General features: G+C 63.4%; 26 protein-coding genes. 9 read left to right on the forward strand and 17 right to left on the reverse strand.

Annotated features, from left to right (window positions below):
• Window positions 1-3 precede the first annotated feature (3 nt).
• Window positions 4-741 carry a DUF3800 domain-containing protein gene (locus ABJ196_RS08410; RefSeq protein WP_347306149.1) on the reverse strand — a complete coding sequence of 246 codons (738 nt, stop codon included), beginning with the start codon at window positions 739-741 and terminating at the stop codon, window positions 4-6.
• Window positions 742-1,020: 279 nt separating this feature from the next.
• Between ABJ196_RS08410 and ABJ196_RS08415 the strand changes: the two genes are divergently transcribed.
• A complete protein-coding gene (locus tag ABJ196_RS08415) occupies window positions 1,021-1,674 on the forward strand; it encodes a sugar O-acetyltransferase (RefSeq protein ID WP_347306151.1) in 654 nt (217 codons plus the stop codon).
• Window positions 1,675-3,978 carry an ATP-dependent RNA helicase gene (locus ABJ196_RS08420; RefSeq protein ID WP_347306153.1) on the forward strand — a complete coding sequence of 768 codons (2,304 nt, stop codon included), beginning with the start codon at window positions 1,675-1,677 and terminating at the stop codon, window positions 3,976-3,978.
• 141 nt (window positions 3,979-4,119) lie between these two features.
• Here the strand turns inward: ABJ196_RS08420 and ABJ196_RS08425 are convergent, their stop codons facing one another.
• Entirely contained in the window at window positions 4,120-4,899 is a 780-nt protein-coding gene (locus tag ABJ196_RS08425; protein WP_347306201.1) for a TSUP family transporter, read from the reverse strand.
• A gap of 13 nt (window positions 4,900-4,912) precedes the next feature.
• Between ABJ196_RS08425 and ABJ196_RS08430 the strand changes: the two genes are divergently transcribed.
• Window positions 4,913-5,968: an AbrB family transcriptional regulator gene (locus tag ABJ196_RS08430; protein WP_347306155.1), complete on the forward strand. Its 1,056-nt coding sequence runs from the start codon at window positions 4,913-4,915 to the stop codon at window positions 5,966-5,968.
• A 37-nt stretch (window positions 5,969-6,005) separates the two neighbouring features.
• Window positions 6,006-6,371, forward strand: a complete 366-nt coding sequence (locus ABJ196_RS08435; RefSeq protein WP_347306157.1) for a DUF1304 domain-containing protein — start codon at window positions 6,006-6,008, stop codon at window positions 6,369-6,371.
• Between the two features lie 80 nt (window positions 6,372-6,451).
• On the opposite strand, the gene ABJ196_RS08440 is transcribed toward ABJ196_RS08435, so the two are convergent.
• Complete coding sequence (locus ABJ196_RS08440) at window positions 6,452-8,098, reverse strand: DUF885 domain-containing protein (RefSeq protein WP_347306159.1); 1,647 nt, start codon at window positions 8,096-8,098, stop codon at window positions 6,452-6,454.
• 57 nt (window positions 8,099-8,155) lie between these two features.
• Window positions 8,156-8,725 carry a TIGR00730 family Rossman fold protein gene (locus tag ABJ196_RS08445; RefSeq protein ID WP_347306161.1) on the reverse strand — a complete coding sequence of 190 codons (570 nt, stop codon included), beginning with the start codon at window positions 8,723-8,725 and terminating at the stop codon, window positions 8,156-8,158.
• Between the two features lie 18 nt (window positions 8,726-8,743).
• Here ABJ196_RS08445 and ABJ196_RS08450 point away from each other — a divergent pair, with 18 nt between their 5' ends.
• Both ABJ196_RS08450 and ABJ196_RS08455 read left to right on the forward strand, forming a co-directional pair.
• On the forward strand, window positions 8,744-9,448 hold the full coding sequence (locus ABJ196_RS08450) for an NAD-dependent deacylase (protein WP_347306163.1): 705 nt from the start codon (window positions 8,744-8,746) through the stop codon (window positions 9,446-9,448).
• 78 nt (window positions 9,449-9,526) lie between these two features.
• The gene (locus ABJ196_RS08455) at window positions 9,527-10,606 is read left to right on the forward strand and encodes an ROK family transcriptional regulator (protein WP_347306165.1); all 1,080 of its coding nucleotides are present in this window, start codon (window positions 9,527-9,529) and stop codon (window positions 10,604-10,606) included.
• On the opposite strand, the gene ABJ196_RS08460 is transcribed toward ABJ196_RS08455, so the two are convergent.
• The 9 genes from ABJ196_RS08460 to ABJ196_RS08500 all read right to left on the reverse strand — a co-directional run bounded on the left by ABJ196_RS08460 (window position 10,603) and on the right by ABJ196_RS08500 (window position 18,427).
• Complete coding sequence (locus ABJ196_RS08460; protein WP_347306167.1) at window positions 10,603-11,202, reverse strand: HAD-IA family hydrolase; 600 nt, start codon at window positions 11,200-11,202, stop codon at window positions 10,603-10,605. The two genes, ABJ196_RS08455 and ABJ196_RS08460, sit on opposite strands and share 4 nt — an antisense overlap.
• A 49-nt stretch (window positions 11,203-11,251) precedes the next feature.
• Window positions 11,252-11,620 carry a hypothetical protein gene (locus tag ABJ196_RS08465; protein WP_347306169.1) on the reverse strand — a complete coding sequence of 123 codons (369 nt, stop codon included), beginning with the start codon at window positions 11,618-11,620 and terminating at the stop codon, window positions 11,252-11,254.
• A gap of 138 nt (window positions 11,621-11,758) precedes the next feature.
• Window positions 11,759-12,244, reverse strand: a complete 486-nt coding sequence (locus tag ABJ196_RS08470) for a ferritin (RefSeq protein ID WP_347306171.1) — start codon at window positions 12,242-12,244, stop codon at window positions 11,759-11,761.
• 228 nt (window positions 12,245-12,472) lie between these two features.
• Window positions 12,473-13,255 (reverse strand): HtaA domain-containing protein, encoded by a 783-nt coding sequence (locus ABJ196_RS08475; protein WP_347306173.1) that lies wholly within the window; start codon window positions 13,253-13,255, stop codon window positions 12,473-12,475.
• Window positions 13,256-13,382: 127 nt separating this feature from the next.
• Window positions 13,383-14,045: a biliverdin-producing heme oxygenase gene (locus tag ABJ196_RS08480; RefSeq protein WP_347306175.1), complete on the reverse strand. Its 663-nt coding sequence runs from the start codon at window positions 14,043-14,045 to the stop codon at window positions 13,383-13,385.
• 178 nt (window positions 14,046-14,223) lie between these two features.
• Window positions 14,224-15,711, reverse strand: coding sequence for a SulP family inorganic anion transporter (locus tag ABJ196_RS08485; RefSeq protein ID WP_347306177.1), 1,488 nt, complete (start codon window positions 15,709-15,711; stop codon window positions 14,224-14,226).
• A gap of 282 nt (window positions 15,712-15,993) precedes the next feature.
• The gene (locus tag ABJ196_RS08490) at window positions 15,994-16,509 is read right to left on the reverse strand and encodes a phosphoribosyltransferase (protein WP_347306179.1); all 516 of its coding nucleotides are present in this window, start codon (window positions 16,507-16,509) and stop codon (window positions 15,994-15,996) included.
• A gap of 56 nt (window positions 16,510-16,565) precedes the next feature.
• Complete coding sequence (amn, locus tag ABJ196_RS08495) at window positions 16,566-17,957, reverse strand: AMP nucleosidase (RefSeq protein WP_347306181.1); 1,392 nt, start codon at window positions 17,955-17,957, stop codon at window positions 16,566-16,568.
• Between the two features lie 14 nt (window positions 17,958-17,971).
• Entirely contained in the window at window positions 17,972-18,427 is a 456-nt protein-coding gene (locus ABJ196_RS08500) for a MarR family transcriptional regulator (protein WP_257036371.1), read from the reverse strand.
• A 72-nt stretch (window positions 18,428-18,499) separates the two neighbouring features.
• Here ABJ196_RS08500 and ABJ196_RS08505 point away from each other — a divergent pair, with 72 nt between their 5' ends.
• The gene (locus ABJ196_RS08505) at window positions 18,500-18,919 is read left to right on the forward strand and encodes an organic hydroperoxide resistance protein (RefSeq protein WP_257036372.1); all 420 of its coding nucleotides are present in this window, start codon (window positions 18,500-18,502) and stop codon (window positions 18,917-18,919) included.
• A 281-nt stretch (window positions 18,920-19,200) separates the two neighbouring features.
• On the forward strand, window positions 19,201-20,358 hold the full coding sequence (locus ABJ196_RS08510; protein ID WP_303937249.1) for a triacylglycerol lipase: 1,158 nt from the start codon (window positions 19,201-19,203) through the stop codon (window positions 20,356-20,358).
• Here ABJ196_RS08510 and ABJ196_RS08515 read toward each other — a convergent pair.
• From ABJ196_RS08515 to bioB, 3 genes are read right to left on the reverse strand one after another with little or no spacing between them, the layout of a single operon-like run.
• Complete coding sequence (locus ABJ196_RS08515; RefSeq protein WP_347306184.1) at window positions 20,355-21,281, reverse strand: Sir2 family NAD-dependent protein deacetylase; 927 nt, start codon at window positions 21,279-21,281, stop codon at window positions 20,355-20,357. The two genes, ABJ196_RS08510 and ABJ196_RS08515, sit on opposite strands and share 4 nt — an antisense overlap.
• Window positions 21,282-21,291: 10 nt before the next feature.
• Window positions 21,292-21,549, reverse strand: a complete 258-nt coding sequence (locus ABJ196_RS08520) for a hypothetical protein (RefSeq protein ID WP_257036375.1) — start codon at window positions 21,547-21,549, stop codon at window positions 21,292-21,294.
• Window positions 21,549-22,529, reverse strand: coding sequence for a biotin synthase BioB (bioB, locus tag ABJ196_RS08525; protein ID WP_257036376.1), 981 nt, complete (start codon window positions 22,527-22,529; stop codon window positions 21,549-21,551). Before bioB ends, ABJ196_RS08520 begins: the two co-directional genes overlap by 1 nt.
• 95 nt (window positions 22,530-22,624) lie before the next feature.
• Here bioB and ABJ196_RS08530 point away from each other — a divergent pair, with 95 nt between their 5' ends.
• Window positions 22,625-23,914 carry a M20/M25/M40 family metallo-hydrolase gene (locus tag ABJ196_RS08530; protein ID WP_347306187.1) on the forward strand — a complete coding sequence of 430 codons (1,290 nt, stop codon included), beginning with the start codon at window positions 22,625-22,627 and terminating at the stop codon, window positions 23,912-23,914.
• 24 nt (window positions 23,915-23,938) lie between these two features.
• On the opposite strand, the gene ABJ196_RS08535 is transcribed toward ABJ196_RS08530, so the two are convergent.
• Window positions 23,939-24,448 (reverse strand): lipocalin family protein, encoded by a 510-nt coding sequence (locus tag ABJ196_RS08535; RefSeq protein ID WP_347306189.1) that lies wholly within the window; start codon window positions 24,446-24,448, stop codon window positions 23,939-23,941.
• Window positions 24,449-24,646 lie beyond the last annotated feature (198 nt).

The raw sequence follows: 24,646 nt of genomic DNA on the forward strand, positions 1-24,646 counted from the left end.
GATTTAACCTATCCCGTTACGCACCACCACGATTAATTTTGGGGATTTATCGCGTAGAATTACCAGTATTGCAAGGGTCCTTCCAGCCGCGTTGCTGGGTCGGGAGTCTTGCCCCGCGGAGCTCCTGCAGTTCATAACGAACCGCAGGAGCTCTTGCAATTCATTCATCCAGAAAGACGATTCCCTTTTCGCAGTCAGGCCACCACAACGGCTCAAGCGCCATATAGGCATCAACGGCCCCGTGGTCGGCTTTATGGCGAGGACAGGACACCATTCAGGCCAGTCCCGACTGATCAAGTGAAATGCGCCGTAGGCTGCCAAATCAGCTGCTTGAATAAGCTGATTGCGCTTACTGTCTTTCATGACTACGTCCTCGATAACCCTGCGACCGTGCAGTGGAAGCTGGCGGTGCACAGCCCGGTATGGCGCAGCCTGCCGAATAGCCGTGCCCCAATGCTCAGCACCGCTTTCACCTGGAGAAATAGGAAAATCCGGCTGCAAGCCATCGAAAAATATAATCACGTACTCACCGATGCTCTCTGCCCAATTTTCAACCCACGCAACAAAGGCGCCATAGGCCTCTTTAGATTTTTCCTTTGGTACCGCAACGGTGAGCACCCGCGCACGCGTTCCTGCGAGAGCTTTCAACGCACGCCGACCGATCGCCCGGCGATACCTCAGAGAGTTATATTTCGCGACATCGTGTTCGGTTGCCCAAATTCTGCCGCGTCCTTTGAACAAAGAACTTCCATGTAGCTCTGCCCATTAGTCGACCCCGTAGTCATCCCTAAGTCGCTGTCGTCCCTGAAGCCATGCCTCCAACACTTCAGACCATTCTTCAACTCGAATGAATAGCCCAGTCACAGTAAAAAGATCGTTCGAGTCACCAGAGTCATCTGCGTAAACTACATACATTTCCCCTCCGAGTCATGTCCCCAGAAACCATGGCTTGTCAAAGAATCCTAGAGGAAAGCAGCACACATCGCTTGGCGTAGTAGCACTCACGACCACACCCGTAGAATGTCCCCCATGGACTTGCAGCGATTCGGAACCTGGGAACGTCAGACCAGCGGCCAGTGGCATTTGCCGGGCACGGACCCGGAAGTGAGCGCGGAACACGCGCGCACTTTCAAGCTCGTCAAGCAGTTCAACGAGCTGGGAAATGTGGACCACGAGCGCGCAAAGGAAATCCTGCGCGAGATCCTCCCGGAGGAATCCGAGGTCCCCGGCATGCATGCGCCACTCAACCTGGAATATGGCCGCAACCTCGTGTGCGGCAAGGGGGTGTTCATCAACTTCGGCGCGACCATCCTGGCGCAGGCAAAGGTGACGCTCGGCGAGCGCATCATGATTGGCCCGAACTGCTCGCTCATCACCGTTGGCCACCCGGTGAACGACCATGAGATGCGCGAGGGCGGCTGGGAAATCGCGAAGCCGATCACGGTCGGCCGCAACACATGGTTCGGCGCGAACGTCACCGTCATGCCGGGCGTGACGATTGGCGAGAATTGCGTGGTGGGCGCGGGCGCGCTCGTCACGCGAGACATCCCGGATAATTCGTTGGTTCTCGGCGCACCTGGCCGCGTGGTGCGCAAGCTCGAGGGTGAGAACCTCGAGCGCGTCGATCTTGAAGGCCCCGTCGAGGGCTTTGGGGCGGGCGAGCTCCCCTCCTAAATGTTCGATCTCCAGACAATCGGCGCGGGTCTGCCTGTTGCCGAGACCATCGGCAGCCTGCCCACTACCGGCCATATCGTCGTCCAGGCCCCGCCCGGCACGGGTAAGACCACGCTCGTCCCGCCAGCGCTGTCCAATCAAGTAGACGGCAAGGTCATCGTCACTGCGCCCCGGCGCGTGGCGGTCCGCGCCGCCGCGCATCGCCTCGCGGAGCTCTCCGGCACACCCGAGCAGGTCGGCTACGCCATCCGAGGCGAGTCCAAGAAGGGCTCCCGCGTCGAGTTCGTGACGCCGGGCGTACTGCTGCGTCGACTACTCAAGGATCCGGAGCTTGAAGGCGTGTCCGCGGTCGCGCTCGATGAGGTCCACGAGCGCCAGCTCGACACGGATCTTGTCCTCGCCATGTGCGTCGAACTTGCGACACTCAGAGAAGATTTCCGTGTGGTCGCCATGTCCGCGACGGTGGACGCGGAGCGCTTCGCCGGCCTGCTTGGCAACGCGCCGATTCACGCCACCGAGGTGGTCACCTACCCGGTGGAGACCAGCTACCAACCGCTCCATGGCCGAGCTGCAGGCACGCGCGAGTTTTACCAGGAGGTCGCCCGCGTCGCGCAGCAGGCGCACGCGAAGAATCCCGGCTCCACGCTCGTCTTCGTCCCCGGTCTGCGAGAAGTAAACCAAGTGGCAGACGTGCTGCTGGCGCATCACGAGACCAACGTGTATCCCCTCCATGGCCAGCAGACCACGGCAGAACAGGACGCGGCGCTCTACACCGACGAAGAGCGCATCGTCGTCGCGACCTCCATCGCGGAGTCCTCGCTCACGGTGCCGGGCGTGCGCACCGTCGTCGACGCAGGCCTCTCGCGCGTGCCCCGACGCGACGCGCAGCGCGGCATGTCCGGATTGGTGACGGTCTCCACGTCGAAGTCGAGCGCCGATCAGCGCGCCGGCCGTGCGGGCCGCGAGGCTCCTGGCCACGTCGTTCGCTGCTATTCCACAGAGGACTACCAACACTTCAGCCCCCACATCACGCCCGAAATCCTGTCGGCCGATCTCACGCAGGCCGCGCTCTTCATGGACGCGTGGGGCGCGGGCCCCGACTTCCCGCTCCTCGATCCGCCACCGAAGGCCGCGCTTGCCGATGCCCACCGCACCCTCGAAGCACTCGGTGCCAGGTCCGCAGGGGCCGTGACCCCGCTCGGCGAGAAGCTCGCCATCCTGCCCACAGACCCGCGGCTGGGCGCGGCGCTGCTCAAGCTGGGACGCCGCGCGGCCCCGACGGTGGCGATCTTGAGCAACGACGCGCAAGGGGACATCGGAAAGCTAAGCGCACCCAAGCGGGAAACGCAGCGCCTCGAGCGGCTCGTCGAGGACAAGGGACCGACCACGCCGGGCGCCGTCGTCGCCGCGGCCTTCCCCGAGCAGGTCGCCAAGCGCATGAAGGACGACGAATATCTCCTGGCCAGCGGCACACGCGCGAAAATCCGCGACTCGTCGCTCCTCGGCTCCGAGTGGCTCGCCTTCGCGGAGGTCTCCCTGTCGAACGCTGGCAACGCCATCGTCCGCGCGGCGGCACGTATCGAGGAGGCCGAAGCCCTGGACGCGATCGGCATCACAGAGGAGGTCGTCGCACAGCTCGACGGAGGGAAAGTCCGCGGCCGGAAGGTCAAGCGTGCTGGAGCCATCGAGCTTTCCTCCACTCCGGTCAAGGTCACGGGACAGGCGGCGGCCGACGCGCTCGCTGCCGGTATCACCTTGGATGATTTCCACTTCTCCGAGAAGGCCCAGCTCCTGCGCGACCGTCTGCGCCACCTGCACGATTTCTACGGCGAGCCCTGGCCCGACCTTAAGGCACAGGATCTCGCGGTGTGGCTCGCGCCGGAATTGCGGAAGATTGCCGACGGCACGCCGATGGCCAAGGTCGACATGTACCCTGCGCTGCAACGCCTGCTGCCGTGGCCGGAGGCGACGCACCTGGACAAGCTCGCGCCGGAGCGGCTCGCGGTGCCCAGCGGCCGCGACGCGCGCATCGACTGGACGGACGAGCGCCCGATTGTCCACATCAAGCTGCAGGAATGCTTTGGGCTGGCGGAGTCCCCCGAATACTGCGGCCATCGTGTCCAGTTCCACCTGCTCTCCCCCGCAGGCCGGCCCCTTGCGGTGACAGACGACCTGGCAAGTTTTTGGGCGGGGCCGTACCAGGGCGTGCGCTCCGAGATGCGCGGGCGCTACCCCAAGCACCCGTGGCCGGAGGATCCGTGGACGGCACCGGCGACAGCCCGGACGAAGAACCGCATGAAATAAGAAAGACGCCCGCGCTCAGAGACGCGGGCGCTGTACTGCAGGATTTCAGCAGGCGGGAACATACCGAAAATCCACTCAACAAGAACTAAGGGCTTTTATTTTTGAACCCCAAGGAAAAGGCGTAGCCCACGAGCGGGGCAGTTAGCTCCACTGCTGCCAGGACAAATAGAGGCTCATGACGATAACAAGCGTGAGAAGCGCGTAGCGGATGAGCTTCGTGCCGCCGCCCAGGACGGTGCGGGCACCGAGCTGTGCGCCGGCGATATTGGCGAGCGCGAGGACAATGCCGAGCCCCCAGAGCACGTGGCCGCCGGCGATGAATGCGACGAGTGCGCCTAGGTTGGTGCAGGTGTTGACGACCTTGGCCATCGCAGCGGAGCGCAGGAAGTTTTGTGAGAAAATTGCGGTGAACGCCATGATGAGGAACATGCCGGTGCCTGGACCGAAAATGCCGTCGTAGAAGGCGATCGCGGCAACTGCGGCAAGGCCCGCGGCCACGCGCCATCCGGCATGGATCCCGTCGGAGTCGCCGGAGCCGAAGCTCGGCTTGAACGCGACAAAGAGGCCCACGACGACCATCAACACGATAATGACCGGCCGCATGACGGACTTGTCGAGCATGGAGACGAGGAGCGCGCCCAGGCCGGAGGACAGCGCGGCGATGATCCCCATGGGAATCAATTCACGGGCCGGCGGGCGGACCTTGCGCACGAGCGTGAAGGCTGCCGATGCCGTCCCCGACACCGCCGCCAGCTTGTTCGTCGCGAGCGCCGCAGCGGGCGCCAGCTGCGGCGCCACGGCCAGGATGAGGGGGATGAGGACCAGCCCACCGCCGCCGATGACGGCATCGATCCATCCGGCCACCGCCGCGCCGCCAACGAGGACTACCCAACCTCCTGCTGCAATCTCCATGGCACCCATTAAACTCGACGCCATGTCTGTTCACGCACGTTGGGCCATTATCGTTCCTGGGTCATTTGCCTTGGGTGCGTTATTTACGTACCTCCATGTGCCCGCGGCGTGGATTCTTGCAGCGATTGTGGTCTCCGGCGCGATGGCGCTCACCACCGGCGAGGAGCTGCCTGTCAACAAGCAGTTCTACGCGCTCGCCCGTGGCTTCATCGGCATGATGGCCGCCATCCCGCTCACGCTCGTGCCCTTCGGGCAAGTCGTGGGCTACCTGCCCGCCGCCGTGACGATGTCGCTGGTGAGCGTGCTCGTGGGCATGGTGGGCGGCATGCTCATCCACCGCGCACAGCCGAAAGATATCTCGTGGGAGACCGGCATCATGTCCATGCTCCCCGGCGGCGCCTCGCTCATGCCAGCGCTGGCCAGCGAGCTCGGCGCCGACTACCGCTACGTGGCGCTCACGCAGTACCTGCGCCTGCTCGCCGTGTCCATGTCACTGCCGCTCGTGGTCGCGTTCCTCGACTCGCCCGCCGGCCAGGGCGTCGACCTCTCCGTCGCTGGCGAGACGACGTGGTGGATCGTCCTGCTCACCATCGCCATCGCCGTGGGCGGCGAGAAGCTGGGCAAGCTCGCGCACCTGCCGGCCTCGGCGGTGCTCGGCCCCCTCATCCTCACCGTCATCGTCGCGCAGTTCCTGCCGGAGGGCCACACGCTCGAGCCGCTCGACATCTTCAAAATCATGGCGTTTATGTCCATCGGCTGGGTCTGCGGCGGCGGCCTGTCCCTGCCCGCGCTCAGGTCCTTTGCCAAGCAGCTGCCCGCGACCATCCTGTTCATCGTCGTCGTCATCGGTGTGTGCGCACTCACGGCATGGCCACTCACCGTGTGGATCGATATCACGTACTTCGAGGCCTACCTCGCGACCTCGCCCGGCGCGCTGGAGACCGTCCTCGCGCTCTCGGCCGAAGGCGGCGCGGGCCCTGCGGTGGTCTGCGTGCAGATCGTGCGCCTTATTATCGTGCTCGTGATCGCCGGCTACCTGCCACAAATCCTGCGTCTCCTGGGCAAATTCCGCCGTTAAGTTGTGCACAATCTAATTTGGGAGAATGCTAGGTGACATGACCATCATCATGTTCATCCTCGCTATCCTCGCGACCCTGCTCCACGTCTTCATCTTCTACCTGGAGTCTTTCGCGTGGACCACGAAGGCGCTGGGCGTCTTCGGCGGCACCCGAGAGGAAGCCGAACACACCAAGGAGCTCGCCTTCAACATGGGTTTCTACAACCTCATGCTCGCGATTATCACGGCCGTGGGCCTTGCCCTCTGGGGCTCGCCCGCTGGCACGGCGCTCATCATCGCCGGGCTGGGCAGCATGCTCGCCGCCGCCGTATGGCTGCTCGCAACCTCCCCGGACAAGCGCGGCGCTGCCGTCAAGCAGGGGATCCTGCCCCTGCTCGCCCTCATCGCGCTCGCCTTCGCGTAAAAATCGTGCACCTCAAGGCTCAATTCGTGGCCTGCTGGGCCCTTAGATTCACGATGCAGATCTAATCAAGGATCGTCTCTCTAATCAAGGATCGTCTCACGCAGAATCGGCATAGGAATCGAGCCCAGAGCCAGCGCCTGCGCATGGAATTCCTTGGGACTCATGCCCTGCGCCAGCGCGTCCGCGCGAGTCTGGTGCCACAGACGCTCGCCCAGCGCGTAGGACGGAGCCTGACCCGGCCAGCCGAGGTAGCGGTTGACCTCGAACGCAAGGTTCGCGTCGTCCATGGCGGTGTGCTCGCGCAGGTAGGTCTTCATGTGCGCCTTATCCCACACGCCAGAGCCGTCCGGCATCTGCTTGCCCAGGTGGAGTCCGATATCGACGACCACGCGGGCGGCACGCAGCTTCTGCGCGTCAAGCAGGCCCATACGGTAGCCCGGATCGTCCATGTGGCCCAGCTCCGCCATGAGCGACTCGGCGTAGAGCGCCCAGCCCTCGCCGTGGCCGGAGTTCCAGCAGGCGGCGCGGCGCCACAGATTGAGGTCGTCCTGCAGCAGCGCCGCGGAGACCTGCAGGTGATGACCCGGCACGCCCTCGTGATGGACGGTGGTGAGCTCCTGCCACGTGTGGAAGGTGTCCTGGCCAGCCGGCACGGACCACCACATGCGGCCCGGACGCGAGAAGTCCTCCGAAGGACCGGTGTAAAAGATCCCACCGGTACCCGCCGGATCGATGAGGCACTCAATGGTCTGCGCTTGCTCCGGAATATCGAACTCCGTGCCATTCAACTCCGCGATGACGCGGTCCGCCGTCGCCTGCATCCAGGCGACAAGCTCCTCGCGGCCGTGCAGCGTGTAGCGCTCCTCGCCGTTGAGCTTGCGCATCGCGGTGCGTGGGGAGCATTCGGCGCCGTACAATTGGTGCGCGATCTTTTCCTGCTCCGCGCCGATTTCCGCGACGCGATCCAGGCCCCACTCATAGGCCTCGTCCAGATCCACGGCGTCGCCCACAAAGAGCTTGGAGAAACGCTCGTAGCGCTCGCGGCCCACCGCGTCATGAGCCGGGGCTTGCGGCTGCAGCTCGGCAGACAGCCAGGCGGAGAACTCCTCGAAGGAGCGCTTGGCGCCCTCGACCTCTGGGGCCTCGGGGTTGACTCCCAAGCCTTCCAAGAGGGGGCCATCGGCAAGCGCATTGCACTGGCCAATGACCTCGTTGATTTGGCGGGAGGCCGCCACCGCGCCATGCGAAGCCGCTTCAAGCAACGAGCGCTTGTAGCCGTCGAGCGCGCGCGGGATCTTCGACATGCGGGAGCGGATAGCATCGACCTGCTCCGCTGTCTCGTGCGGCATGAGCACGAGGGTGTCGCGGATGGTCTGCACCGGAGACGCAATGTTATTGAGCTCGCGCAGGTCCTCGCCGTTGTGGTGGAGGTCGAGTTCCAGGCACAGGCGGTCGCGCAGGACGGCGGCGGTTACATAATCGACGTCGTCGAAGTCGTCATCATCATCAGACTCGTCCGTGCAGTCGTCCAAGGCGTCCAGGTCCGCCATCATCTCGCGCGTGCGGTCCGCGACGGCGGCGTGGTACTCGGGCGAGAAGTCCTCGAGTTCGCCGTCGAATCCGGGAATGCCCAAAGACGTCGCTGTCGTGGGCGAGAGCGCGGCGAGATCGTGGACGAAGTTATCGCACGAGGCGTCCAACAAAGAAGGCTGGCGGTGAGAACACATAAGGCGGAAGTCTATCCACTACCTCGGGTAAGTGCCACCCGTGACCCGCACAGTGTCTTAAGCGTTATCCCATTTTGACCCGAGCGGGACCCAACCAGCGAAAGCATCGAGCGCAGCCGCAGGAGTCGGCTCCACGATGAGCGCGTCGACGAAACGCCGCTGAATGAACCCGTTGTCCGCAAAATTCTCTAGCAACGCAACGAAAGGATCCCAGTAGCCTTCCGCATTAATAAGGCCAACTGGACCGGTGATATAGCCCAGCTGCTGCATGGTGAGCACCTCCGTGAGCTCCTCCAGGGTGCCGATGCCCCCGGGCAGCGCCAGGAAGCCATCCGCCAGCTCCTCCATGCGCGTCTTACGCTCGGCCATCGTATCCACGCGCTCCAGCACCGTGAGCCCCGCGTGCGCCATCTCCAGATCCGCGAGCTGGTGCGGGATAACCCCCGCGACCTCGCCGCCGGCAGCTAGCGCGGCATCCGCGACGATGCCCATAAGCCCCACGTTGCCGCCACCATAGACGAGCCGCAGCTCCCGGCGCGCGAGCTCCGCGCCCAACTGGCGTGCCGCTTCCGCAAACGCCGGATTATCCCCCGTGGCTGATCCGCAATACACCGCTACTGAATTCATAAGAACTAGCATAGGGGCATGACCGACATGATTGCCGCCGCCCGCGGCATCCTCGCGGACGCGCAGAACCTCGTCGCTTTCACCGGCGCCGGCATGTCTGCGGATTCCGGCCTCGACACCTACCGCGACGCACAGACGGGCCTGTGGGAAAACGTCGATCCCCAAGCCATGGCCTCCATCGACGCGTGGGCCCGCGACCCGGAGCCCATGTGGCGCTGGTACCTCCACCGGAAGACCTTGTCCGAAAAGGCCCAACCCAACCCCGGACACCGGACTCTGGCGAAACTCGGCGCCCACGTCATCACCCAAAACATCGACAACCTCCACGAACGCGGCGGCTCCACCGACGTCGTCCACCTTCACGGCAGCCTCTTCGAGTTTCGCTGCACCATCTGCTCTCGGCCCTGGCGCGGTGCCACCGAGCCTGACCACATTCCCGAGTGCCCGCTGTGCGGCAATCTCATCCGCCCCGGCGTCGTGTGGTTCGGCGAGGCCCTCCCGCCGCGGGAATGGGATAAGGCGGAACAACTGTTATCCACCGCCGACGCACTCATCATCGTGGGCACCTCCGGCGTAGTTCAGCCTGCAGCCGGACTCCCCCGCTTGGCGGCCGCGCGCGGAGTTCCCGTCATCGAAATCACACCACAACCAACTGAACTCACCCCTCTGGCAACGGTGCAGGTCACCGGCCGTGCTGGCGACATTCTGCCCCAACTTGTTTAATATCTATCAACCACTCAGTCTAAGGAATACGGGGGTAATTTAGACTGTGCGGTCTAGGGGAGGATATTATTTATATCCATGAGCACAGCCGGAACAGTCTTCGCCCGCCCTCGCACTCCTGCGGCTAAAAGTCTCCACCTCGTACGCCTCAATCCCATCATCACGCGCAGCGAGCTCGTGGAGGCCACCGGACTGTCCCAGCCCACCATCACCCGCGCCACCGCCGCTCTCCTCAAGGCCGGCCTCATCCAGGAGCGCACGGACCTCACCCGCTCCCAAGGTCGCGGCCGCCCCACGGTTCCGCTCGAGGCTTCCGATAACGGCTGGCTCCTTTCCGGCATCGCGGTCGGCACCACCTCGACGTACATCGGCCTCTACGACACCCGCGGCCGCGTTATCCGCGAAGACAACGTGCCCACCCCGGTCTCGAAGCTCAGCCCTGATGACTTCGTCGAGCACGTCATCGCTGGCGTCAACCGGCTCACCACCGGCGTCGACCGCACACTCGTTTCCGTCGGCGTGACCACCTCCGGCTCCGTCGACGAAGAAGGCAAGGTCCACGCGGCCAACCTCGGCTGGGACGGCATGGATATCGCAGGACGCCTCGACTTCCAGTTCGGCGTGCCTGTTACTGTCACCCCGGCCGTGCCCGCCATCCTCGCTTCGGAGACGCAGGCCGCTCCTCTCGGCGATGAAGCCCGCACGCTCGTCCTTTTCGCGGATGACTCGATTGGCGCCGCACTGTCCGATGAGGACGGCGTTGCCCCCATCGAGCTCCCACGGTTCGACGGCGCCGACCCGCGCGACACCCTCGTCAACGCCGCGCTCGCGCCCCGCCTCGCTGAGGCTGCCGATGCCGCCTCGGTCCTTGCCCAGCGCGCCTCCGACCTCGGCCGCCTTACAGCCCAGCTGATCGATGCCCACCGCCCCGACACCGTGGTCATCGCCGGCTCCGCCTTCTACGACGTGCCCACCGCGCCGAAGCTCTTCGCCTCGGCCGCCCGCAGCGAGCTCGACCCTGATCTCGCCTCCGCGACGGAGCTGCGCATGATCCCCAATCACAAGGAGATCGTCCGCTCCATCGCCCGCGCCGTCGCGCTCGACCCGCTCCTGCGCACGCCGCTTGAGCTGAACACCGCGAAGGTGCGCGCCGCCTAGGCCAGCCCGCACTCCGCACGCAGTTCGGCAAGGTTGCCGTCGTAGAGATACCCGCGCAGCCCTGCCGCCCGTGCTGCGTCGACGTTGCCTTGGGTGTCATCAATAAAGAGCGTGTCTTTGGCATTGGCCCCCAACGCGTCCACCGCGACGTCAAAAGCCCGCTTGTCCGGCTTGACCACGCCAATCTCGCCGCTGAGCACCACCGCGGTGAATTCCTTGAGCCAGCTCTCATTGCGCTCGCGCACCATGCGACCGAGCCCCACCGGAATATTAGACAGCACGCCCACTGCATTGCCCACGCCAAGCAACTCCTGGGCGACTCCCACGACGTCGAGGTCCGGCGCCGTACACGGCTCGAAGTCCTGAGCGACGGCCTCAGAGATATCGAAGTCCGGAAGGCCTAGGCGCACCTGCATCTGGCGCCACCAGCGTTCGTCACTCACCACGCCCGCATCATAGGCCGGGCGCAATTCGTTATACGCCGTCCAAAAAGCGGCCGGATCCTCGGCACCGACGAGACGTAGCAGCGCCTCCTTCGGCTCCGGTGGACGATGACGGAGCAAGACTCCGTAGAAATCAAAAAGATACGTCGACATGCATCCAGATTACGGAAAGCCGCGCAGACTCGCCCCAAACGACAGAGTTCTAGAAACGGAACAAGCGTCCAGGCAGCCCCGTGGGCACGAGCAGCACCGCCACGGCACCCAGCGCCGCGCCTCCCGCATACAGCGGCACGATGGCGTCTGGAATGATGCCCAGCGGCGTGAAGATCACCAAGCCCACGGCGGCAAGCACGAGCGCTCCGCCGACTGACGCAATGGACTTCTGCGGCAGGCTCACCGCAATAAGCGCAGCAAAAAGAAAGAGACCCGCCCCCGCGAAGGGCCCCAGCATGAGTGCCGCACCAAGCAGAAAAGTGCCGAGCGCAATGTGCGTACTGCTCAACGCCGTGCCGACGCCCAAGGCGACGGCGAGCGCGAGGAGCACGACCACGGTCCAGGTTTTCTGCTTCATAGACATATAAAACGCAGTCTCCCACCAACCATGGGGTTGGTGGGAGATATTAGGGCAATCTTGATGGGTTTGTTACCGCATGGTCACTGTCCCTTGACCTTTGTGTATTAGCTCGGCCTTGATGGCCGCGCGTGACTATTATGCGCGGGAGCCCAGAGTAGCGTCGATGCGCAGGAGGCCGGAGCCATCGTTGCCCACGAGCTTGATCTGGTCGATGATCTCGGTGACGGTGTCCTCTTCCTCAATCTGCTCGTCGAGGAACCAGTTCACGATCTGGCGGGAGTCCAGATCCTTGACCTCGTCTGCGGTACGAGCGATCTCGCGGATCTGCTCGGAGACCTTCTGCTCGTGTGCGTAGGCAGCCTCGAAAGCGTCGAGCGGGGTCGCGGCCTTCACAGACGGAACCGGGACATCGGTGAGCTCCACGCGGTAGCCGCGCGCGAGGAGGTGGTTGGCAATCTTCTGAGCGTGCTCGCGCTCCTCCGCAGCCTGAGCGTAGAACCAGTCACGCATGCCCGGGAAGGAAAGATCATCCATCTCGTAGGCCAGCTGGGTGTAGATGAGGGCGGCGCCGTGCTCGTTAATAACCTGTGCGTTCAGCAGGCTCTGCAGCTTCTCGTTCATTGAATATCCTTGCCTTTCGGTACCTGTTCAATAGGTAAATTTCTGTCTTTTCCGACGGCTATCCAACGGGTTTCCGGCGGTATAATCTCCCATAATACAGATATTCAAAAATGCCGCTAGCTAGGTTAGGGTTCCCAAACATGCAGGCCAAAGGCAATTTTGGCCACGGTAACCTAAGTTATCGCGACCTAATCAACGCCCGAATCCACACAAACGGAAGCAATCGAACTAGAGTCGGATGCCCGCCCGCTTGAGCGCATCAAGCACCAAAGGCATCCCTGCCACCGCGGTACCCACGAGCGCCACAACGCCCGCGATCATCCCCACGAGGATGCCGATGCCCTCGCTCGACGGTTCCTCCGAGCTCAGCGTTCCCAACTGCGCGGAAGCCCGGGCAAGTCCCGTCGACTTATGCCCCTCGACTACCCCGGCATCCTTGCCATCAGCAAAGTCCAGCACGAGGTCAACGTCGCCGCCCTCAAGTATCTGACCTTCCTTATAGCGCAGCAGCGAGCCCTCCAGCCCCGCACCCGCGGTGGCCGGGCGATCCTGCGCGCTCACATCGGTCCCAACCGCGATGGGGGCATCGAGGGTGAACGTAACCAGCACGTCATCATCGCCATCCCTGTCGACCTGCGTGCCCTTGTCGCCCGGATCCCCGGACAAAACGTAGTCTCCAACGAGCTCGACCTGCGTGCCTTGCACCTGCAGCTTGAGATCTGAGTAGGTGAGATCGAGGCCGGCCGAGCCGCCCGCGCCCAGGCCTTTGTAGGCCACGATATGCGCCGAACCGTCAAGGACGATGGTGCCGTTGCCGTCCGCATCCAGCGTCGTCTCAGCGACGTTGACCGGAAACAGCAGCTGATTGTCCTTATACGTCGCCCCATCCGTGGTCGTCCAACGGCCAGCCGCTATTGGGCCAGCAAGATGCTCCATAAATGAGGTCTTGATGGGCCAGGCGAATGTACCCGCCGTCAGGTCCTGCGTTGCAGCAGTAGCCGGAACAGCCATTGCAGAGACGATAAGAGCAGATGCGAGAAAAGCAGAAGAGATTTTCTTCACGCGACAGACCTCCAGGTCACTTTAGAAATACAGAGAAAAATAAGAAGGGGGAAGAGAGGAAATAGTGAACCCGGCGCTACGCTGCGCCCGGATACAGCTTCGCTAACTCGGCGAAGACTGCCGAGTTGCACGCAAAAGCGGCCTGTGCCTCGGCGATGAGGGCGGCACGCTGGGCATCAGAAAGCGCGAGCTCGTCGAGCGCCTCGCGGTACGCGCTGCGGTAGGGCGGAATCTTGCCAATCGCCGCGAAGTTATAGAAATTGAGCGCATCCGGGTCGATACCGTAGAGAGCCCCCAGGCGCGCGGCAATAACCTGCCCACCAGAGATATCGCCGAGGTAGCGCACGTAGTGATGGGCAACGACCCGGGGCTCCGATCCCGGCGTATCGAGCGATTCCAGGCGCGCGACGTAGCGTGCGGTGGCGGGAAGGATACGCACCTCGTCGCGCCACTGCGGGCCGTACATTTCCGCGAGGTCGAGTTCCAGCGCATCGCGGCGTTCCAACCGGGGGTCGGCCACCGCTCCGGCGATGCGAGTATCCGCTACCGCGCGGACCGCGCGCTCAAGCGCCTCATAGATAAACCACAACTGCCCAGTAAAGGTGGCGAGTGCCTCTGCGCTGAGCTCACCCGCCATCAAGCGGGTCATAAAATCTGAGCCCTCTGCGCTGGCGTGCGCTCGCGCGGTTTCCTCACGCAGCATCTGCGAAAGCGGCGTCGTGGTCATGGCAACGGTCATGGCCAAATTCCTCCTGATTAAGTAAAGCATGCCTAACCTTAATGTGGATAGACTAAACAAGGCAAGCCTTACATATCAAGACCTATGCCATACTCCATGCCCACAGCGACGCATATTCGACCGAAAGTATGACTTCTCGTTGCACCCCCATGCCCAGGGCACATCTCTCCCCTAGGTTTTAGTCCCCCAAGTTGCCCGAGAGCCGGTCGAGGCGCTGCTGACTGACCGGATCAAGGCCCCGAATATTCACGGTCACGCCGCGCTGCGCGTATTTCTCACGCACCGCATCCATCGTCGCCACAGTCGAGGCATCCCAGACCTGCGCAGCCGACATGTCAATATCGACCTCAGAGACTCCCAGCGTGTAGTCAAAGGAATAGACAAGGTCGTTGGACGAAGCAAAGAAAAGCTGGCCGGTGACGCGGTAGGCGGCACGGGTGGCATCGGAAGCAACGAGCTCGACCTGGGTGAGGTGCGCGACGCGACGCGCGAACGCAATCATGGCCGTGAGCACGCCGGCCACTACGCCCACCGCGAGGTTATGCGTGGCCAGCGTGCCGGCCACGGTGACGAGCATGACGGCGGTCTCCGAGAGCGGCATGCGATGGATGGTGCGCACCGAGTGCCAGTTCACCGTGGTGGCGGCCACAAGCAGCATGACCGCGACGAGGGCCGCCATGGGGATACGTCCGACGGTCTCGCCGAGGACGAGAATAAGAATCAGGAGAAATACTCCCGAAAGCAGCGTGGACAAACGCGTGCGCGCACCCGAGGCCTTTACGCCGATCATGGTCTGCCCAATCATTGCGCACACGCCCATGCCGCCGATAGCTGCCGACAAAATATTGCCAATGCCCTGGCCCAACGACTCGCGCGTCTTATCCGAGTGAGTATCCGTAATATCATCCACCAGTTTGGCAGTCAGCAGCGACTCCATGAGGCCCACCAGCGCCACTCCGATGACATAGGGGGCGATGGTGGTCAGCGTTTCGAGCGTGAGCGGCACATCCGGTACCACCAAGCCCGGCAGGCTCGTGGGCAGCTCACCTTGGTCCGCGACATCGGGCACATCCCACCCGAATGCCATGACGAGGGCGGTGACCACCACGATGGTCACCAGCGGAGCAGGGACGGCCTCCGTCACGCGCGGCCACACGAGCATGATGATGACACCGAGTGCGACGAGCGGATAGACCAGCCACGGGACATCGATGAGGTGCGGCAGCTGGGCGGTGAACATCATGATGCCCAGTGCATTGACGAAGCCGATCATGACAGAGCGCGGAATAAAGCGCATGAGCTTGGCCACGCCCAATACCGCGAGGATGACCTGCAGGATTCCCGCGAGCAGGACCGTCGCGATGACATAGTCGATCCCATGCGAGGCAGACAGCGGCGCGATGACGAGAGCGACGGCGCCAGCGGCGGCCGAAATCATGGCGGGGCGCCCACCGGTAAACGCGATGGAGATTGCCATGATGACGGAGGCGAAGAGGCCCACGCGCGGGTCAAGCCCGGCAAGAATGGAAAAACTCAAGACCTCGGGGATAAGCGCGAGGGCGACGGCGAGGCCGCCGAAGACCTCCATGCGCAGGCGCGCGGGGGAAGAAAAGGCATAGCGAAAGCTCGCGAGCACGCCGGTAGGCGCAGGTGTTTGAAGGGTCACGACAAGTCAGTGTAAAGCTACGGCCTCCGGCACGAAAAACCACGTCAGGCCCCGGTTGCCCGGGGCCTGACGTGGCCTCTATCTCTCTCAAGGTGCATACGCTCCCGGACGGTGTCTCACGCCGTCCGCCCCGCGTAGCTGGGGTATCTCTCTATCTCTCTTATGCGCCTCTCTCAAACGCATGAGTTAAGTATGGGCCATGGACCTGCCGAGGAAATGACATGCGCCTGCGCGTTTCCTGTCTGTTCCTGTCCGTTCACTAGGAAACTGATAACGCGCAGATTACGCGCCTTCCTGATAGGAGCCGTCCGCGGTGATGACGGGAAGCGCGGACCACGCGAAGTTAATCCACTGGTCCGTCTTCTTCCACGAGAAGTCCGGCTCAAAGATGGTGGTGGGCTTGGTGTAGATGACGGCGGAGCGCACCTCGGCGGCGGTTTCCTTGAGCAGGTTGACCACGAGATCAAGCGTCTTGCCGGAGTCCGCGACATCATCGACCACGAGTACGCGCTTGCCTGCGAGCGAATCCATGTCAAGCTGCGGCGACAAGACGAGCGGCTCCGGCAGGGTCTCGCCGATGTCGGTGTAGAACTCCACGTTGATGGCGCCCATGGCTTTAACACCAATGGCATAGCCGATGGCGCCTGCCGGAATAAGGCCGCCGCGCGCCACGCCAACGATGAGCTCTGGGAACCACCCAGAGTCCACAATTTCCTGGGAAAGATAGCGCGACGCCTCGCCGAAAATCTCCCACGTCAAATTTTCACGATCCGGGTGGTACCACTCGGGCTGGGTCATGCAACACACTCCTACAGAGAAGAAAGCTTTCAACTCAGCCTAGTCGTACGTCAGGCTCAACGAAAAGGAACCTCCCCAATCGTGCGCCGCAACTTGCGCGTGCGAAGGCGCTCGGGATTCTCTGCGAGGGCCTCCATCGCGCGCACGGCACACATGACGTGCGCCTCCTTTGAGTTTGAATAGAAAGCTTGCGCGCCCGCTGGCAGCTTGGGCACCGCGTGCAACGGAAGATCCGACACGGACAGCAGCGTGCCGTAGGGGATGCGATATCTGTACCCATTCGCCGCGAGCATGCAGGACTCCATGTCGATGGCCACGGCGGTCGAGCCTCGCAGCCACTCCCACAGCTCGCGCGGGGTCCGCCATTCCCAGTTGCGGTCGGCCGTGGAGAGCACCGTGCCCGTGCGCATGAGTTCGTTGTCGGCGCCGTAGACCTCCTCGACGGCGGCCTCGAGCATGCGCTGGACCTCCGGGATGGCAGGGATGGGAACGTCGACGGGAATGGCGCGATCCAGAATGTGATCATCGCGCTGATAGGCGTTGCCGAGGATGAGGTCGCCGATGCGCATGCGACCGTCGAGGCCCGCGCAGTGACCAATCATGATCCACGCCTCGGGGCGCAACACTGCCAAGGAGTCCGTGATGGTCTTCGCGTTCGAGGGGCCCACGCCGATATTGATCATCGTGATGCCGTCACCGTCCGGCGTCGTGAGATCGTAGCGCGGCATCTGCACTCGGGTCTGGAGGTCTGCGACCTCGACACCCTCGGCGGCATCGGCAGGCACCGTGCGCCCATCCGGTAGAACGAGGGAGTCATAGCGGGACCCCAGCGCGCGCAGGCCAAAGCGCATGAACTCCGTCATGTGCATGCCGTAGTTCGTGAAGAGAATGTACTTCTGGAGCGAGTCGACCTCGATGCCGGTGTAGTGCTCAATGCGCGCGCAGGCGATGTCGAAGCGCTGCGGACCGAAGTGGAACAGCGGCTTGTCGCCCTCGTGGAAGACATCCCAGTGGCCATCGACGATGGCGTCGTGGACCTCGTCGAGCGTGGGCCGCGGAACCTCCGCCGGGCGCTGCTGCGGAACCATCTCGACGCCCTTGATGTACTCGGGTGGGATGCGCACGTCCGAGGGGCCGACAAAGATCTCGCACGGGTAATTCTCGGTGAGCCGAGTGAGCTGTTCCTCAAGGTAGGCGCGCAGGAGGTACGGCTTAGACAGCACAGCGACGTACCGGCCGGACTCATCCACGTATCCGAAAGGCTCGGAGCGGTCGATGGGGCGCCATTCCTTGACGTCGACGACGATCTGGGGATAGACGACGTGCGCGTAGTCCGCGTACTCGCCCTTCTCGAGGCACACGCGGGCGCGCTCACACGAAGATTCGTAGAGGTCGATGAGGCGCTCGACCGCTGCGGGGGCGTCAAGAACAGGCGAAAGCTGGGTCATAGCCCCCGAGTGTATTAGCGATCCGCGTCTTCGGCATCCGCGGCAATTGCCCCCGACAAGCGGTCGAGCTCCGACTTCAGCAGCTGGATATCGAGGCCAGAGGCGGAGAAACGTTCCATCTGGCGCAGCGGAACTTCCTCGGCATGGTCACGCAGCGCCCGCCCCTGGTCTGTCAGCTGCACAACGCGACGGCGCTCGTCCTGCGGATCAATAGCGCGCGTGAGCAAACCTTGCTTCTCCATGCGGCGCAGCAGAGGGGTCAAGGTGCCCGAATCTAGCCCCAGCTCGGCCGAGAGCTCCTTCATCGTCACCGGATCCTCATGGCCCCAGAGCGCTAACATGGTGACGTACTGGGGATAAGTCAGCCTCAGCGGCGCAAGTACGTCCTGGTAAGACCGCTGGACGGCATGGCTCGCTCGGTAGAGGGCGAAGCAGAGTTGTTTGTCCAGTTCCAGAGACGCATGTGGCATGTCCCTAGCATAACGCACTAGGGTTGCGTACAATTAAATTGCGTACAAGGAAATCAACGAAAGGACCCCATCATGGAACCGCTCTACACCACCGAGGCACTTGCAACCGGCGCTGGCCGCAACGGCCGCTCCGTGGTTAAGGATTCTGATCTGGACTTCGATCTGGCTGCTCCGAAGGAAATGGGCGGCTCGGGCGACGGTGTTAACCCGGAGCAGCTTTTCGCCGCCGGCTACGCCGCGTGCTTCCACGGTGCCCTGCAGCTCGTAGCCAAGGGCGAAGGCGCGGACTTGGGCGACTCTTCCGTGGGCGCGCGCGTGTCCATCGGCAAGGACGAGACCTCCTTCGGTCTCGCCGTCGAGCTCGAGGTCACCATTCCGAACCTGCCGCACGATGAGGCCCAGAAGCTCGCAGACAAGGCTCACGAGGTCTGCCCGTACTCCAAGGCCACCCGCGGCAACATCGACGTGAAGGTCTCCGTCGTCGAGGATTAATTTCCGGCTCTCGAGATCGAGACATAACGAAGGCCCGTCAGCTGCGCGCTGACGGGCCTTCTCCCCATGACTAATCTTTCGGCGCTTACCACGAGAAGGAAGTGGAGCGCGACCTTCCTGGCAAGCAACCGCCCGTGATTAGGCAAGGCTTAGTTTATAAACCTTTAGTTGGAGGGTCAAGGGAAAATCGTAAGATTTTCCCTGTACGCCCGGCGCGTGTGCCGTACCCTGGTAGAATGTCGAAAAATTAATGTATTTCAGCACAACCTAGGATGTGTGACATGGCAGTGGATCCCTTCGATCAGCTCAAAGAACCGCTCAGGGAACTCGAGAGTCTTATCTCCGAGGGACTGGGCCGGTTCTGGCGTTCAGACCCCACGTCCCCCACCGTTTCCTATGACAGCACCAAGGGGCTGCCGGAAACTCCCACGGCAGACACCGCCGACTCGCCGCGCTACGGCATTGCCACCCCGGCGCCCGCGAATGCGCTGCGCGAAGAGGTCGCCGATGAAATCGCAGCGCTGCTGCGCGCGAACCGGCGCAGCTTCTTCGACCTGGATTTTCGTAAGTCACGCGAGACAGGCACGAATGACCACGAGGCCGAGACCGCCGCACGACTCGCGTCGCTGCCCTTGGGCGCACGCTTGAAACCCCGCGGCGTCTTCGAGGACGACTGGGCGGCTCGGCCGGACAAGGATCATCCGTGGCCTATCATCCTCATCCACGGCACGACGGATACCAAGGGCGTGTGGCAGCTGCTGGGCTCTGAGCTACGCGAGGACGGCTGGGCCGTCTTCGCGCCCGACTATGGTGCACGCGCAACCGGGTCCATCAGCGCGTCCGCTGACCAGGTTGGCGCCTATATCGACGCAGTCCAAGCGGTCACCGGCGCGGAGCAAGTCGTCCTCATCGGCCACTCCCAGGGCGGCATCGTTGCCCGGTACTGGATGCACCACAATAACGCGGCCGATCGCGTCCGCCATGTCATCTGTCTCTCGGCGCCGAACCACGGGACGACCCAAGGGGGCATCGTCAGCACGCTCGTGGCCAACCGCCGGCAAGAGCATGTCATGCACTCCATCATTGACGCCTACTTCGGGCCTGCCGGCATGGAACAAATTGTGGGCAGCGATATTCTTACCAAGCTCAATGAGGACGGTGACCTCGAGGACGGCGTGACGTATACCTGCGTCGCCACCAAGCAGGACACGATCGTCGTGCCGCCGGAGACGTGCTTCCTTGACCCAGGTGACACCCCAGACGGCACGGTCCGCAACGTCTATGTCCAAGACGTCGATAAACGCGCGGTGGTCCTCCACATGGACATGCCCATGGACAAGCGCGTGCGGGCCATCGTGCGCACCGTGCTCAAGCAGATTGCCCCGAACCTCTCCGCACCGAAATCTGCAGAGAGCCGCGCGCTGGGCCGCTCCCGCTAAAGCTCCAGTGCGTCGAGGAGCTCATCAAAAGCCGGCGCGACCTGCGTGCGCCACAGCGTCGTGGCCTTGGGGTCGCCACGCCCTGGCCCGCCGTTAATCACAGAAACTTCCTTGCCCTGTTTGAGCGCGTCGAGCATGAAGCGATAGCCACTCATCACGGCGAGCGACGAACCGGCGACAAGCAGCGAGCGCGAGTCCGCAAGCACCGCACGCGCGGCGTCCCGCCGCTCCGCCGGAACCGGCTCGCCGAAGTAGACGACGTCCGGCTTGAGCAACTCCGATCCGCAGCGGATGCATGGAGCCATCACGAACTCGTCGACCGCCTGCTGCGACAGCGCGACGTCGCCGTCCGGGTTCACTTGGTCCGCGCGGACGACCCAGCGCTCCAGATAGCCCGGATTCGCGGCAGCGAGCCGGGCGTCGAAGGCCGCACGGTCTTCTGCATACCCGCAGTTCAGGCATACGACATGCTTCATATCGCCGTGGAGCGGGATAAGCGTTTCAGTTCCGGCTTCTTTATGCAGGCCGTCCACGTTTTGCGTCACAATGCCGGAGACCAGCCCGGCGCGCTCCAGCTCCACGAGTGCGTAGTGGGTACGGTTCGGCCTCGCCGCATCCATGACGCGCCAGCCCACGAACGAGCGCGCCCAATAGCGGTGGCTCGCGGCGGCGTCGTAGCGGAATTCCTGATACGTCATCGGCGTATGCCGCGAAAGCGACCCTTGAGGGCCGCGGTAGTCCGGGACGCCGGAATCCGTCGACACGCCTGCTCCTGTGAGGACCATGACCCCGCCGGCGCGCAGTTGCGCCGCGACCCGAGCCGCGGCGTCGGGTGTGGGCGGAGTCGTCTCGCTCACCACCCGCTGGATAGACCGCAGCGCGGAGCGGTGGGCAAGCGCAATGCCCGGATCCTGAAAAGCCATGGCCGCCAGCTTACGCGGGCAGGTGCTCCTCGTAGAGCCAGTCAGAGTCGAGCTCGCCGTGGCGGGAGCACCGCGCGCTCCAGCCATCCGGCCGCACCTGCACGACCATGCGGCGCCCGCACAGCTGGCAGTAGCGCGGCACGTCCAGGCCGGCCGCGGCGGCCGGGTGCAGGTGCGTCACCTCGGCGAAGGGCTCGCCCGTATTGGGATGGAAGACTGGGGCATCCCCGGCCAGCACCGCCGCCGCTAGAGCAGACTGTTCAGGCATTACAGCGCCTTAATCGGCAGATCGATGCGGTGGAGCATGTCCACGTCCTTCTCGATCTGCTGACCGAGCGTCGTGAGATAGTTGCCCGCGATGATCGCGTTGATGCCGCCGAGCAGGCCCTTCTCCGTGCCGTCATCGCCCAGCGACAGCTCGCGGCCGCCGGCGAAGCGCAAGGTCGCAGAGGGCATCGCCAAGCGGAATGCTGCAACCGCACGCAGTGCCTCGCCGAGGGGAACGAGCGGACGGTCCGCAAACGGGGTGCCTGGGCGCGGGTCGAGGAAGTTCATCGGAACCTCGAAGGGCTCGATCTCAGCGAGCTGCGCAGCGAACTCGGCGCGCTGCGCGAGCGACTCGCCCATGCCGATGATGCCGCCGGAGCAGACTTCCATGCCCACCGCGCGGACGTGGTCGAGGGTCTCCTTGCGCTCTTCCCAGGTGTGGGTCGTCACCACGTTAGGGAAGAAGGAGCGGGAGGTCTCCAGGTTGTGGTTGTAGCGCTGGGCACCCATGTCCTTGAGGCGCTGAGCCTGCTCGCGGGTAAGCGTGCCGAGCGAGCACGAGATCTCAATGTCGACCGCGTCGTTGATGGCGGCGATCGCCTCACCGACCTGGTCGAGCAGCGAGTCATCCGGAGACTTCACGGCGGCGACGATGCAGAACTCGGTGGCGCCGGTCTTCGCGGTCTTCTGGGCGGCCTCGACGAGCTCAGGAATATTCAAACGAGCCGCACGCACCGGCGACTCAAACAAGCCCGACTGCGAGCAGAAGTGGCAGTCCTCGGGGCAGCCGCCGGTCTTGATGGAGATGATGCCCTCGACAGAGACGTCGGGACCGCACCACTTCAGGCGGGTCTGGTGGGCGATATCGGCGAGCTCCTCGAGCTGCTCGTCCGGAACTTGGAGAACCTCGAGGAGTTCTTCTTCATTAAGGCCGATGCCCTGCTCGAGGGCCTTGGCGCGCGCGGTATCAAGAATGGTCATGCGGATACCCTAAACAATTTTCCTGAACAGTGTTCAATTTTCTGGTCGTTTTCCGCAAAATTCCCCCGATAAGGGCACAAACCTACAATTGAGCCATGACTCTCTACGACGACACCCTGGAACTTCTCCAAGAACTCATCCGCAACGCCTGCGTCAACGACCTGACCGTGGATTCTGGCTTCGAGGTCCGCAATGCGGACTCACTGGAGAGGTTCTTCGTCGGCTCCGGTGTCGAGGTGCAACGCTTCGAGCCGCACCCCAACCGCACGAGCATTATATTCACCGTGCCGGGCGATCCGGACAAGGAACCGCTCACCCTCCTCGGCCACACGGACGTCGTGCCGGTGGACGCCGAGAAGTGGACGAAGGATCCGTTCGCGGCCATCATCGAGGACGGCAAGCTCTACGGCCGCGGTTCCGTAGACATGCTCTTCATTACGGCAACGATGGCCGCTGTCACCCGCGAGGTCGCCCGCCGCGGCAACCCGGGCGGCACCCTCACCTTCGCCGCCCTCGCGGATGAAGAAGCCCGCGGCGGCCTGGGCGCGCGCTGGTTCGAGCGCGAGAATCCGGGTGCCATCAACTGGAAGAATTGCCTGTCGGAGACCGGCGGCAGCCACCTGCCCGGCGGCGTCGCCGTCATCGTCGGCGAAAAGGGCGCCGCCCAGCGTCGTATCCACGTCCACGGCGACGCGGGACACGGCTCAACCCCCTACAACAAGGACTTCGCAATCGTAAAGATTGGCGAGGTCGCCCGTCGCATCGCGGAGGCGGATCTCCCGATCGCGAACGACGACATTTGGCAAGGTTTCCGGGACTCATTTAACTTCAGCGACGAGGACGAGCAGCTCATCAATTCCGGCGACTTCTCCCCCTTCGGTAACCTCTCCGCGTTCGCGCATGCGTTTTCGCACACGACCATCTCTCAGACGGTGCTGCGCGCTGGTGGCGCCATCAATGTGCTGCCCTCGCATGCGTACCTGGAAATGGATATCCGGCCGCTACCGGGACAAACTCAGAACGAGGTCGACGAGATGCTCCGCGCGGCCATCGGCGATATCGACGTCGAAATCGAGCACCTCATCAACGAGGACGCCACGGTCTCCCCGACCACGGGCCCGCTGTGGGACACCCTCGTCGAGACCGTCGGTGAGTTCTTCCCCGGCAAGGACGTCGTCCCCACGCTCGCGACCGGCGGTTCCGATCTCCGCGTCGCACGCCGCCTGGGCGGCGTGGGCTACGGTTTTGCGCTCCACGCGCCAGAACGCGACCTTGCGACCGCCAACGCGGAGCTCCATAGCCACGACGAGTGCCTGCACTTGGAAGACCTCGAGCTTACGGTCAAGGCCTACCAACGCGTCGTGGAGAAATTCTTGGGCCTCTAGCGCAGGGCCTCTAACGCAGGGCCTCTAGCGCAGACACAGGGAGGGGCCACCCGTCTGGAAGAACAGGCAGGGGCTCCACCCGCGGGCGGCAATAACCCCAGAAACCTCGTCCCATGCAGCCGAAGAAAGCTGCGGCGTGCGCGAAAGCACGAAACCGGCCGTTTTACCGGGCGAGCCGACGAGTGCCACCGTCTTATCCGCGTTAAACCAGGTCACACGGTAGTTGGGGGCGCCATTTTTGTCCTGGAACGGCACGTTATCGAAAGCAACACGGAGACTGGCGGGGCTCTTCACCGTGGCAGAGCCTTTCACTACGGAAGGCTGTCCCCACGGAGTATCGCAAGAATTCGTCACGCCGATAGTCTTTGAGTTGATGAGCGCGTACTCCGCCTTGGCATTACGCACGCACTGCGCCTGGAAGGGCTGCGGCGTGGCAGCCACCTGGTGCCACGTTCCCACAAAAGACTCCAGATCGACACCGCCCTCTACTTCCGGCAGCTCACCAATCACAGAACCCAGAGCCTGCGAGCTCAAGTCATTGGGAAAACTGCTCTGCGGTGTCGCCTCCTGTGCAGTGGCTAGTGAACCTCCTGCCAGTGTGAGAACGGCCGCCGCTACACTACTGATAATCCGACGAATGTACATAACCTTACTTGGCTCTTCCGGTTTTAGAGTGCATTGATTAGTTCGCCGGGGGTTCGGGCGTGGCACAAGATATTGGGGTCCTTGGCT

The sequence above is a fragment of the Corynebacterium sp. SA-MJD20WY100 genome, from assembly GCF_039822565.1.
Taxonomy (GTDB): domain Bacteria; phylum Actinomycetota; class Actinomycetes; order Mycobacteriales; family Mycobacteriaceae; genus Corynebacterium; species Corynebacterium phoceense_A.